This is a genomic window from Winogradskyella alexanderae, from assembly GCF_020166335.1.
In the GTDB taxonomy this organism is placed as follows: Bacteria; Bacteroidota; Bacteroidia; order Flavobacteriales; family Flavobacteriaceae; genus Winogradskyella; species Winogradskyella alexanderae.
The window spans coordinates 80,732-93,416 of the sequence record NZ_JAIUJR010000001.1; the positions used below are offsets into that span (position 1 = coordinate 80,732).

At 34.6% G+C, this 12,685-nt stretch carries 12 protein-coding genes and 1 tRNA gene; 5 read left to right on the top strand and 8 right to left on the bottom strand.

Translation table 11 applies throughout. The features are described from left to right. The first annotated feature begins 32 nt into the window (after positions 1 to 32). The 5 genes from LBU54_RS00320 (at position 33) to LBU54_RS00340 (ending at position 7,516) form a co-directional block, all read left to right on the top strand. On the top strand, positions 33 to 1,313 hold the full coding sequence (locus LBU54_RS00320) for a DUF5686 family protein (RefSeq protein WP_224523791.1): 1,281 nt from the start codon (positions 33 to 35) through the stop codon (positions 1,311 to 1,313). A 165-nt stretch (positions 1,314 to 1,478) separates the two neighbouring features. Then, entirely contained in the window at positions 1,479 to 3,899 is a 2,421-nt protein-coding gene (locus LBU54_RS00325) for an efflux RND transporter permease subunit (RefSeq protein ID WP_224523794.1), read from the top strand. 21 nt (positions 3,900 to 3,920) lie between these two features. Then, the gene (gene asnS, locus LBU54_RS00330; protein ID WP_224523795.1) at positions 3,921 to 5,354 is read left to right on the top strand and encodes an asparagine--tRNA ligase; all 1,434 of its coding nucleotides are present in this window, start codon (positions 3,921 to 3,923) and stop codon (positions 5,352 to 5,354) included. Between the two features lie 77 nt (positions 5,355 to 5,431). After that, entirely contained in the window at positions 5,432 to 6,898 is a 1,467-nt protein-coding gene (gene rpoN / locus LBU54_RS00335; protein ID WP_224523797.1) for an RNA polymerase factor sigma-54, read from the top strand. Between the two features lie 9 nt (positions 6,899 to 6,907). After that, on the top strand, positions 6,908 to 7,516 hold the full coding sequence (locus tag LBU54_RS00340) for a hypothetical protein (protein ID WP_224523804.1): 609 nt from the start codon (positions 6,908 to 6,910) through the stop codon (positions 7,514 to 7,516). Here the strand turns inward: LBU54_RS00340 and LBU54_RS00345 are convergent. The 8 genes from LBU54_RS00345 to LBU54_RS00380 all read right to left on the bottom strand — a co-directional run bounded on the left by LBU54_RS00345 (position 7,511) and on the right by LBU54_RS00380 (position 12,681). Beyond that, positions 7,511 to 8,200, bottom strand: coding sequence for a porin family protein (locus tag LBU54_RS00345; protein WP_224523807.1), 690 nt, complete (start codon positions 8,198 to 8,200; stop codon positions 7,511 to 7,513). The genes LBU54_RS00340 and LBU54_RS00345 overlap by 6 nt on opposite strands. Positions 8,201 to 8,286: 86 nt before the next feature. Then, complete coding sequence (locus LBU54_RS00350) at positions 8,287 to 8,751, bottom strand: ExbD/TolR family protein (protein ID WP_224523825.1); 465 nt, start codon at positions 8,749 to 8,751, stop codon at positions 8,287 to 8,289. A gap of 11 nt (positions 8,752 to 8,762) precedes the next feature. Beyond that, complete coding sequence (locus tag LBU54_RS00355) at positions 8,763 to 9,398, bottom strand: ExbD/TolR family protein (RefSeq protein ID WP_224523828.1); 636 nt, start codon at positions 9,396 to 9,398, stop codon at positions 8,763 to 8,765. 6 nt (positions 9,399 to 9,404) lie between these two features. After that, positions 9,405 to 9,857, bottom strand: a complete 453-nt coding sequence (locus LBU54_RS00360) for a hypothetical protein (RefSeq protein WP_224523831.1) — start codon at positions 9,855 to 9,857, stop codon at positions 9,405 to 9,407. A 15-nt stretch (positions 9,858 to 9,872) separates the two neighbouring features. After that, positions 9,873 to 10,643 carry a MotA/TolQ/ExbB proton channel family protein gene (locus LBU54_RS00365; protein WP_224523834.1) on the bottom strand — a complete coding sequence of 257 codons (771 nt, stop codon included), beginning with the start codon at positions 10,641 to 10,643 and terminating at the stop codon, positions 9,873 to 9,875. Positions 10,644 to 10,718: 75 nt separating this feature from the next. Further along, positions 10,719 to 10,806: transfer RNA gene (locus tag LBU54_RS00370), tRNA-Ser, on the bottom strand. A gap of 76 nt (positions 10,807 to 10,882) precedes the next feature. Then, complete coding sequence (locus LBU54_RS00375) at positions 10,883 to 11,911, bottom strand: asparaginase (protein WP_224523837.1); 1,029 nt, start codon at positions 11,909 to 11,911, stop codon at positions 10,883 to 10,885. Positions 11,912 to 11,913: 2 nt separating this feature from the next. Next, positions 11,914 to 12,681, bottom strand: coding sequence for a TatD family hydrolase (locus LBU54_RS00380; protein WP_224523840.1), 768 nt, complete (start codon positions 12,679 to 12,681; stop codon positions 11,914 to 11,916). Positions 12,682 to 12,685: the final 4 nt, after the last annotated feature.

Genomic DNA, 12,685 nt, shown 5'->3' on the forward strand with positions numbered 1-12,685 from the left:
AATAGGGATGTTTTTTTTAACCTGTAATCAATATGATAAAGCATCTTTTTGTTGTTATTGCTTTCTTATTCACAACAAATTGCTTTGCTCAAAACCCACTTGAAAAAGAAACCGATAGCGCTAAAGTCAAGCAAGATTCTATAAAAAAAATTGAATTTCTCAAAAAGCTTGGAAATGGGTATTTGCCTTTTAAATACTTCAATCTTGACTTAAGATATCTTATAAAATTTAACCAATATGAAGGTTTTAGAACAGGTTTAGGTGGCATTACCAATGAGAAGTTTTCAGAACGTTATCGTTTAAATGGCTATCTAGTTTATGGATTTAAAGACAAGCGCTCTAAATACAGTATTGGTGGTGGGTTTAGAATTCATGAGAACTCAAATAGCTGGATAAACTTATCCTACACTGATGATTTACAAGAAACAGGAAGTTCTACATTTTTAACAGACAAGCGTTTTTTTACATTTTTTGAACCTCGACTTCTCAATATAGATTTGTTCCATAGGCACATTACAAAATCTATTTCTCTAGAACACAAGATCTCTAATCATCTTTTATCCGAAACACAATTTGCAACCAGCAAGATCAATCCCACCTACAATTACAATTTTGTCCTAGATGAGGTTAGTTATAATACATTTGATCTAAGTACAGCAAGAATAAGCTTGCAATGGAGCCCTTTTAGTTTATATAAATATCAAAAAGACCGTATCGTTGAAACCAAGGATGGATATCCAAAGTTTACATTGCAGTATACCCAAGGTATAAGAAATATCTTGGGTAGTGATTTCAACTTTTCAAAACTCGATTTTAGAACTCAGCATCGCATAATCCACAAAAACGACGCACAAACTACATTAAGTTTAGTTGCAGGTATTGCTAGTGGTCAAACACCTTTAACGCATCTTTACCATGCCTACCCGAACAATATTAGAAAAGAAACTATTCTACAACGCTTTTCCGTTGCCGGACTAAACAGTTTTGAGACAATGTATTTTAATGAATTTTTTAGTGATAAGTTTAGTACTTTTCAGTTCAAACATTTTCTAAAACCATTCAAAATTTCTGAATGGTTTAAGCCTCAATTAGTTCTTATTTCAAGGCATGCTATTGGCAACATGAAGAGTATAGACAGACATCAAGGAATTAGCTTTGGCACGTTAGACAAGTTTTATTCAGAATCTGGTTTTGAAATTAATAAACTACTATTTGGCTTCGGGCTTAGTTTTGCTTATCGTTATGGCGGTTACCACCTACCAATTTTAGAGGATAATATTGCATTTAAGTTTACCTTCAATTTATCTCTATAACTAATATTATATTCATGTTAATTGAATGGCAAATCCTTAGGTTTTTTCTACCTTTGCGGCTCATTTTGAATGGGATGGGTTTTGTTTTTTGAAGGTTCCTCTCCAAATTGGGACAAAATCGTCAGATTATAAGCCAAAAGAAATGGCCTTTAACTTTTTGAATGCATGTTTAAACTTTTTACAACAGGATTTTGGGAGGCGGTTGCGAGATTAATACTTCGTAATAAAATCTTCATTTTACTTGCTATTATAATAAGCACCATTCTGTTAAGTTTACAGTGGAAACACATGCGCTTCACCTACACTGAAGCCAACCTGCTGCCCGATGACCATGAGGTAAACTTAGTGTATAATAATTTCCTAAATGTCTTTGGCGAGGAAGGTAATCTAGTTGTACTTGGTGTTAAAGATTCTACCCTTTACTCTGTAGAACAATTTAATGCATGGAACAATTTTTCCGATTCCTTTAAAGCCTTTGATGAAGTTGAAACTGTAATCTCCATTAAAGATCTTCAGAAACTCATTAAAAATAAAGCAAAGGAAGAGTTTGAACTCGAACCATTCATTAAAGATTCTATTTCAAGTATAGAAGAATTAAACAAACTTCAACAAGAACTTTTTAAACAATATCCATTTTACGATAATTTTCTGTTCAATTCTGAAACAAAAACAGTACGAACTGCAATCTACCTAAAGAAAGATATTGTAAACACGTCCGCAAGAAAAGATTTCATCATAAATGACCTTGAATCTATGGTCTTTGATTTTGAAGAACAGACAGGATTAGATGTAAGAGTTTCTGGTATGCCATACATCAGAACATTAAACTCGCAGAATATTGTTGATGAAATTGGTCTATTTATAAGTGCTGCACTTTTAGTAACCTCATTAATTTTCTTTTTGTTCTTTAGGTCTTTTAGGGCAACATTTATATCGCTTATTGTAGTATGTATTGGAGTAATGTGGACCTTTGGAATACTTGGCCTTTTAAAATATGAGATAACGGTTTTAACCGCACTGATTCCGCCATTAATAATTGTTATTGGAATACCTAACTGTATTTTTTTAATAAACAAGTATCAACATGAAGTAAAATCCCATGGTAACAAGGTTAAATCCCTACAAAGGGTTATTACTAAGATTGGTAATGCAACATTAATGACCAACGTTACAACAGCATCTGGCTTTGCCACGTTCATTCTTACCCAAAGCAAACTCCTTAAGGAGTTTGGTATTGTTGCCTCACTGAGCATCCTAGCAATCTTTATTTTATGTTTGCTTATTATTCCAATTATATATACGTTTTTACCTTACCCAAAAGAGCGCCATTTAGAACATCTCAATAAGCGTTGGATTGGTGGTTTCGTAGACTGGATGGAGCGCATGGTAAAACATAAAAAAATTACAATTTATGTTACAGGTCTTGTTCTAATCATAGCAAGTATGATAGGTATAAATAAGATTACCATTTCTGGAAGTCTTATTGAAGATATGCCGAAAAACAAACAATTCTTTAAGGATATTCGTTTTTTTGAAAACGAGTTTAATGGCATTATGCCACTTGAAATAATGGTAGACACCAAACGCAAAAAAGGTGTTATGAAACTAAGCACACTAAGGCGCATTAATGAACTTGAAGAGCTTATAATAGAAACACCAGAACTTTCAAAACCGATATCTGTGTCGAGCTTGGTAAAGTACAGTAAACAAGCCTATTATAACGGCAATCCTAAATATTATCAATTACCTACGAGTCAGGAAAATAGTTTTATACTTTCTTATGCTAAAAACTCCAATACAGATGTTGACTTACTTAAAAATTTTGTAGATAGTACGGGTCAGTATGCCCGAATAACTACATTCATGAAAGATATCGGTACCGATAAAATGGAGCGCATTCAAGAGAATCTTCAAAATAAAGTAGATAAAGTTTTTCCAAAAGAACGGTATGACGTAACGCTTACAGGAAAAGCTTTAGTTTTTCAGAAAGGCACTAAGTTTCTAGTTAGGAATCTCGTTATTTCACTAAGCCTTGCCATATTCTTAATTTCCTTGTTTATGGCCTATATGTTCCGTTCGTTCCGAATGATTATTGTATCGCTTGTACCAAACCTATTGCCACTATTAGTTACTGCAGGTCTAATGGGTTATATTGGTGTTCCCATTAAACCATCAACGATCCTAGTTTTTAGTATAGCATTTGGGATATCAGTAGACGATACAATTCACTTTTTGGCAAAGTACCGGCAAGAACTACAAGCAAACCATTGGAAAATTAGAAAATCGGTTTATGCGGCACTGCGGGAAACGGGTGTTAGTATGTTCTACACATCCATTGTTCTGTTCTTTGGATTTTCAGTATTCACAATTTCAAGTTTTGGTGGTACCGTAGCACTAGGCGCATTAGTTTCTGCCACATTGCTTTTTGCAATGCTTTCAAATCTGTTATTATTACCTTCATTATTATTGTCGCTGGAGCGTAATATTGCAAACAAAGAGGTATTAAGGGAGCCAGCAATTAATATTATTCCAGAGGAAGATGATGACGAGGATGAAATTGAAAATAAAGAAGAAAATATATCTTAGCATTTAAAAATTTAAATAGAGATGATGACTAAAACTGTAGCAGAATTACTTTCACAAGAGGTGACCTTGCAAGATGTTACCGTAAAAGGATGGGTTAGAACATTTAGAGCAAATCGATTTATTGCTTTAAACGATGGTTCTACCCTAAATAATATCCAGTGTGTAGTAGATTTCGAAAATTTTGATGAGGCTACATTAAAACGTGTTACAACTGGTGCCGCAATTCATATATCTGGTGATTTGGTTGAGAGTCAAGGAAAAGGACAAAAAGTTGAAATCCAAGTAAAAAAACTTGAGATTTTAGGTGACTCAGATCCTGAAACATATCCCATTCAACCAAAGAAACATTCGTTTGAGTTTTTAAGAGAAAATGCGCATTTAAGAACAAGGACAAGTACATTTAGTGCGATTATGCGAGTGAAGTCATCTCTTTCCTTTGCGGTACACAAATATTTTACTGAGAATGGTTTTTATAATATGCATACACCAATGATAACTGCAAGTGATGCTGAAGGAGCTGGTGAAATGTTTAGAGTCACAACATTAGATGCAAAGAATCCACCACTTAATAAAAATGGCGAAGTTGATTTTAGCCAAGATTTCTTTGGAAAAGAAGCTAATCTTACGGTTTCTGGTCAATTGGAAGCGGAGACTTACGCTATGTCCTTAGGTAAAGTTTACACTTTTGGGCCAACTTTTAGAGCTGAGAATTCTAATACTTCACGTCATCTGGCCGAATTCTGGATGATTGAGCCCGAAGTCGCTTTTATGGATTTAGCAGGTAATATGGATTTAGCTGAAGACTTTGTCAAGTCTGTTATCAATTATATCCTAGAGCATAATCAGGAAGATTTAGATTTTTTAGATAATCGTTTATTTAACGAAGAAAAAACCAAGCCCCAGGCAGAACGAAGCCCAATGCGTCTAATCGAAAAATTAAAGTTTGTCACAGACAATAATTTTAAGCGTGTCAGCTATACCGAAGCCATTGATATTTTACGACAAAGCAAGCCAAATAAGAAAAAGAAATTTAAATATCTAATTGAAGAATGGGGAGCTGACCTTCAATCGGAACACGAGCGTTTTCTAGTTGAGAAACACTTTAAATGTCCTGTGATTCTTTTTGATTATCCAGCTAACATCAAAGCCTTTTATATGCGGTTAAATGACGATGGTAAAACAGTAAGAGCCATGGACGTACTTTTTCCTGGCATAGGAGAAATAATAGGTGGGTCCCAACGCGAGGAGCGATTAGATGTTTTAAAAGAAAAAATGAAAGCATTGGATATTCCCGAAGAAGAATTATGGTGGTACCTTGACCTTCGCAAATATGGTACAGCTGTTCATTCTGGTTTTGGTCTAGGGTTTGAAAGATTAGTGATGTTTGCAACCGGAATGGGCAATATCAGAGATGTAATACCATATCCTAGAACACCGCAAAACGCTGAATTTTAAATTCACAGAAACCTGTCTAGTATTAAAAGCCTGACAGGTTTTTTTATTATTTTTAAAGTTATAAGAGATCTATTTAAATGGCCCTAAAACAATATTTACAATTTAAACTTTCACAAAAGCTTTCCCCTCAGCAAATACAACTGATGAAGCTCATTCAATTACCTACACAGGCTTTTGAACAACGCTTAAAACAAGAGCTAGAGGAAAACCCAGCATTAGATACCGGAAAGGAAAATGATCCCTCAGATGACACCTTTGATGAGTTTGATAACAGTAACGAGGACTATAATGACAACGATACCATTGACGCAGAAGATATTAATGTGGACGAGTATTTGAGTGATGACGAAATCCCTGACTACAGAACACAGGCAAACAATTACAGTACGGATGATGATGAAAAAAGTATTCCTTATGCATCCGGCACCTCCTTTACCCAGCATCTCATAAATCAATTAAATACGTTTAGGCTAACAGATCAGCAAGAAGAAATAGCGCATTTTTTGGTTGGCAGTGTAGATGAAAGTGGTTATATAAGGCGGTCCTTATCCGATATTACAGATGATCTTGCATTCACCCAAAATGTATATACAAACGAAGAAGAGGTAGAAGACGTTCTTAAAATTGTGCAACAATTAGATCCTGCTGGTGTTGGCGCTCGCAATTTACAGGAATGCTTGAGTATTCAGTTACACAGAAAAGAGCAAAACTCAGATGTAGAATTAGCGATTGATATAATTGACAAAGCGTTTGAACAATTTACAAAGAAGCATTACAAGAAATTGATGCAAAAATTTAGCATTAATGAAGAACAGCTAAAAGATGCCATAGAAGAAATTGAACGGCTTAATCCTAAGCCAGGAGGATCTTATGCAGGCAATAATAAAATCATAGAACATATAGTTCCTGACTTTGCAATTAAAATTATAGATGGCGAATTAGAGTTAACACTAAATGGTAGAAATGCGCCCGAACTTCACGTATCTAGGGAATACAACAATATGCTCAAAGGCTACAAAGACGCAAAAGAGAAGTCTAAAGCTCAAAAAGACGCAATACTATTTATAAAGCAGAAACTTGATGCGGCAAAGTGGTTTATTGAAGCTGTAAGGCAAAGACAGCAAACTCTTTTTGTTACCATGAGTGCCATAATGAACTATCAAAAAGAGTATTTCCTCACGGGTGATGAGCGTAAGCTAAGACCAATGATATTAAAAGATATTGCTGATGAAATTGACATGGACGTTTCTACGATTTCTCGTGTGGCAAATAGTAAATACGTAGATACGCCTTATGGTACAAAATTGATAAAAGAATTTTTCTCTGAATCAATGATAAACGATCAAGGTGAAGAAGTTTCTACAAGAGAAATCAAAAAAATCCTTGAAACGGTTATTGAAGAAGAGAATAAGAAAAAACCGTTAACTGACGACGCACTCTCAAAGATACTAAAAGAAAAAGGGTACCCTATCGCAAGACGCACTGTGGCAAAATATCGTGAGCAATTAGATATCCCTGTAGCCAGATTAAGAAAAAAGATTTAAATTCCTGGGATGAAGAATTTCATTTTAAAAAGTATTTCATTCGTTTTTCATCCTTTGATCATGCCATTATTGGGTGTGTTGTTTTATTTTTCAAAAACACCGAGATTCATACCTGACCCAATCATAAAGGCCAAAATATTTTCAGTAGTAATACTAACCATAATATTGCCAATTTTACTTTTCTTTTTACTTAAAACGATCAATAAAGTAGAAACCATTTACTTAAAAACAACAAGAGAACGAGTTGTTCCCCTATTAATTAATTCAATCATTATTGCACTAATAATTATTCGTGTTATGACGCCGAGTGAAATTGAGGAGCTTTTTTATTTCTTTTTAGGTATTTTGTTTTCTAATATTATTTGTTTAATTCTAGCGCTCTCAAAGATTAAAGCTAGCATTCATATGATCGCTGCATCAGGCTTTTTTATGTTTGCCGTTGGCATTGGTATTCATTATCAAATTAATATCAATGGTACTATAGCATTAATGATGATCATTTTGGGTGCAATTGCTACTTCCAGGCTACATTTAAATGCCCATACAAATCAAGAGCTGATTACAGGGATTTTTACTGGTTTACTACCACAATTATTGCTTTTGAATTTTTGGTTATAAGATGTAAAACATCAGGCCTAGCCTTACAATACCCATATCAAGCGTATCACTATCGAGTCTCGCGTTTTCATTAAAAATTGAATTTAACCCATAATAGGCGTGGAAGTTCCATGTCCCATAACCTACACTAAGAGTTAGTCCATATTGAAACCTATTAAAAGCGTCAATATTGTACAATTTAACATCTTCTATATTACTTGTAAGCTTTGTTGAATTGTAAATCATATAGCCAAGTTTAAATCCAGTATATATGCGCCAAAAATTATAGTCTGTAGCTGTTGAGGTTCTCCATCGCAGTTCAAGAGGCACCTCGATTAAATAAGTTGAAAATTTATTTTTAGAGACGTTTAATTCATTTTCATTAAGTATATCAAAACGAATCTCCTTTCCCTCTTCAGTTATTCCCAAATTTTGATTGTAGGAATTTGATGAAAACCCTATACCTAATCCTACAGCAAAATCTCTATCAGAATTAATAGGCATATCTCTAATAAATCCAATATGAAAGCCGGTTGAAAAACCGCTCTGTGATAGTCCATCCGGTTTAGAATTCAGTAGATTATAAGTTACCGATGCATAGAACTGATCCTCTCTATAATTCTTATATAACTCAGAATTATCAATAGATTGGGCCATCCCAATACCCCAATAAATTAGTGCATATAAAAGAATTAAGTATTTCATTTGTTTAAATCTACAAAAACTTTGACTGCAAAATAAAAAACGCCTTGATTACTCAAGACGTTTTTCTAAATTAAGATTTTCTATTTCTATTGCTCAGCTTTTGCATTAGTTATATACATAACTTTTAATGTGTTTGCCTTGCGCAACTCTTGCTTAATATCAGAAACGAGACCAGCATGAGTATCTTTATCTACTTTAAGTCCAACAACAATTTTACTTTTCAACTCCTCGTTCATATCTGCTTGAGCTTGCAGTACTGAGGCCTGAATATCTTCTACACCAATAAAAGCATCATTAAACTGTATTCTTGGCTCTTCACCAAATTGTTTAAATTGACTACTCGGTTTACCTGCATAGATAAACGTTGTTCTATCTTTCTTTAATTTTTCTACCTGATCAGCGCTTGGTAGTCTGTTCTCTATCATAAGGGAACTATCTCTCATTACTGTTGCTACCATGAAAAAGAAAAGCAACATAAATACAATATCAGGTAAGGATGCCGTAGAAATAGCTGGCAATTCGCTTTTACCTCCTTTTTTAAACTTTGACATAATTGTTACTTTTAATTTTTATCTGGTTCTGCTTCAGAAAGTTTAAGTGGGAAAAGTGTCTTAATGGTTTCTATACGTTCATTAAGTACCTCATCTTTCTTAAATTGGTTCTTTTCTTTCTCTGCAAGCATTGCTGCAAAGACCTTCTCCTCGTTCGGATAAAACCGCTTGTAAAGTCTTGCCGCTTCTCTTTCTCTTAAAAAGTTATACGCCGCAACAAGTTCATTTTGTACCTCTATGTATTTTTCATAAGATGTTTCCCTATCATGCTTCATAGAAATAATAGCCTTATCGGGATGATCCGAAGAACTTGGTGACCTTTTCCCTTGGCAATAGTCACAACGCTTTCCTTCCGCATTTTCGCCTCCACCATTATCTAGAAATTCTATTGCTGCCTTTCTGAGGTCTTTCAATTCCATTTGCTCATCCTCAACTAACAACTGGTTTCTGCGGTTAATGAGAACAGTAAATAAGTTCTTTTCTTTAATAATAGGAGGTTCAACCTCAGAATCATCAATTGGAGGTAAACTTCTTAGGATTCCCTTGTCCTTTTCGATCGTAGTTGTTACCAAGAAAAAGATAAGTAATAAGAAGGCAATGTCAGCCATTGATCCTGCATTTACTTCGGGTGCTGCTCTTTTTGCCATATTCTATTATTTACTAATTACTTTTTTAACTCCTGAGAAAATCATTGCTAATGCCGCAACAATTATTAATATGTAAAAAGCTGTTAATCCTGCTCCTACCATTTGAGATTGACCTTCTGTAGCCATTCCTTCTTGTAACTTATATTGTACCGGATCTCCACCAGACATTGCGTAAGAAATAACTAAAACTGCTGCAAAAGCTCCAAAACCAATTAACGTATTTTTTAATCCAGAAGTATTTGTAAATAAATTTTTGACTACAAAAACAACTACAAAAAACAATACAAGTCCAAGGATTATGTACGCCACAAATGCAATTGGATCTACTATGGCAGTGTCTCCGTTTAGCGCTGCAGCTTTGATCTCGTCGTCACCCTTTGATATTATTCTCGCCAGGAAAACAATACCGGCAACACCAAGTAAGCCAGCTACTATTTTTAATATTTTGTGTAAATTCATAATTAAAGTGGTCTTTTATTTTTTGTGTCTTACTAATAAGTCCATCAGTGTGATAGATGCATCTTCCATATCATTTACAATACTATCGATTTTAGCAATGATGTAGTTGTAGAAAATTTGAAGAATAATTGCAACAATAAGACCAAATACCGTTGTTAAAAGTGCTACTTTAATACCACCTGCTACCAATGAAGGTTGCATATCACCAGCAGCTTCAATTTTATCGAAAGCTTGAATCATACCAATTACCGTACCCATGAAACCAAGCATTGGTGCTAGAGCAATAAATAATGAAATCCAAGATACATTTTTCTCTAACTGACCCATCTGCACACCACCGTAAGCAACAACAGCCTTTTCAGCAGCATCAATATCCTCATCTGCTCTGTCAAGTCCTTGATAGAATATAGATGCAACCGGTCCTTTTGTGTTTCTACAAACTTCTTTAGCTGCTTCAATACCACCTGATGCTAAAGCGTCTTCTACATTCTGGGTTAATTTTTTAGTGTTTGTTGTTGAAAGATTTAAAAAGATAATTCTCTCTATTGCTATTGCTAGTCCTAATATTAAACATAAAAGTACAATTCCCATGAAACCAGGGCCACCTTCTATAAAACGCTTTTTTAATTCTTGGTGGAAACTCAAATCTTCACCAGATGCCTCTGCATCATCTTGAGTCATTGTTGTTACAGTTGCTGTTGCCGTTGCATATGTTGTAGCATTAGCATTAACAGTTCCGATAGCCATTAAACAAGTTATGGCAAGGATAGAAAATAATCTTTTCATTGTTCTTAATCTTAATTTAATTAGTTAAAGTGTTAAAGATAAAAAAAATAATGTAATCAAGGCCTAAAATATAAGCAGAGAGGAAGGGATTCGAACCCTCGATACCCTTTTGAGGTATACACACTTTCCAGGCGTGCGCCTTCGACCACTCGGCCACCTCTCTGTACATTTTTAACATAAAATTACAGGCTGGCAAATAACGAAAAAAACTTTAAACACTAAAATTTGAGGCGTTAATTTTAGGACATTTCACCTCTAAGAGGCTTTTCAAAATAGTATTGAAATTCTTGGGGTTTAATATTATACCCTATAAGGTACATCAATTTTGCCACGGCCGCCTCTGTTGTAATATCCTTTCCTGAAATAACACCAATTGATTTTAGCTTGGCGCTTGTTTCATATTGTCCCATGATAACACTGCCACCAGAGCACTGGGTTACATTAATAATGTAAATACCCTTGTCTATAGCATTCTTTAACAAGTTAATAAACCATTCTTCGTTAGTAGCATTACCAGAACCATAAGTCTCAATAATTAAGCCCTTCAAATTTTTTGCATCTAAAACCGCTTCAACAAATGGTTGTGAAATACCTGGGAATAGTTTTAGTACTCCAATATTGGTGTCTAATTGGGTTCTCACAATAAGATTGTTTCCCGTAAAATCCTCCCGTCGCAAGAATTCATGGTTAATCTTAAGATGAACGCCAGACTCAGCAAGCATGGGGTAATTTGGTGAGGCAAAAGCTTCGAAGTGATCTGCATTTATTTTTGTCGTTCTGTTTCCTCGGTAAAGTTTGTATTCAAAATATAGGCAAACTTCTCTTATTATTGGCTTGCCATCCTTGTGAAGAGATGCCAGTTGTATTGAGGTAATTAAATTTTCTTTGGCATCTGTACGTAAATCTCCAATTGGTAATTGAGATCCTGTAAAAATTACAGGTTTGTCTAAATACTCCAACATGAAACTTAATACCGATGCAGAGTAACTCATTGTATCACTTCCATGAAGTACAATAAAACCGCTATAATTTTCATAGTTTATCTCGATGATCCTTGCAATGGCCTCCCAATAGATTGGGCTCATATTAGAAGAATCTATTGGATCATCAAAAGACACTGTTTCAATATTGCAGTCCAACAGTCTTATTTCAGGAATTTTGACTAATAAGCTATTGAAGTCAAACGCTTTTAAAGTACCTGTTGTGGGTTCTTTAATCATCCCAATTGTTCCACCTGTATAAATAAGAAGTATGTTTTGCCTATCCATCTTTAAATGCCAAATACACTTTTCGAATTATCCGTTGTAATTTGTGCAATTTCTTTGATATCCATATCATAAAGTTCGGATAATTTTTCTAATACTTTAATTATGTATAGACTTTCATTGCGTTTACCTCTGTAAGGCTTTGGTGCTAAATAAGGCGCATCGGTTTCTATAACAATGTGCTTCAAGTCTATCTGATTAATAAACTGATCTATTTTACCATTTTTAAAGGTAACTACGCCACCAATCCCTAATTTCATATTATAAGATAGTGCTTTTTGTGCTTGCTCTAAATTTCCCGTAAAACAGTGAAAAATCCCAAAGAGGTCATTAGAATTTTCTTCCTCGAGCACCTTAAATATTTCGTCAAATGCGTCTCTACAATGAATAACAATGGGCAGGCCGTACTGCTTTGCCAATTTTATCTGATGTTTAAATGCCTCTATTTGAATTCCAAGTGTTGATTTATCCCAATACATGTCAATACCTATTTCACCAACAGCAAAAAATTTCCGCTTCGCGAGCATCTCTTCCACATGTGCCAATTCAGTTTTATAGTTTTCTTTGACATGCGTTGGATGAAGGCCCATCATAAGAAAAATATTCTCAGGAAATTGACGCTCTAGCTGTAGCATTGCATCTGTATAAGTTGAGTCTATCGCTGGAATGAAAAACCGCTTTATATCTGCATCAATTGCGCGCTTAATCATTTCGTTTCTATCATCTTCAAAAGCTTCGCTATACAAATGGGTATGTGTGTCTGTTATAATCATTTTG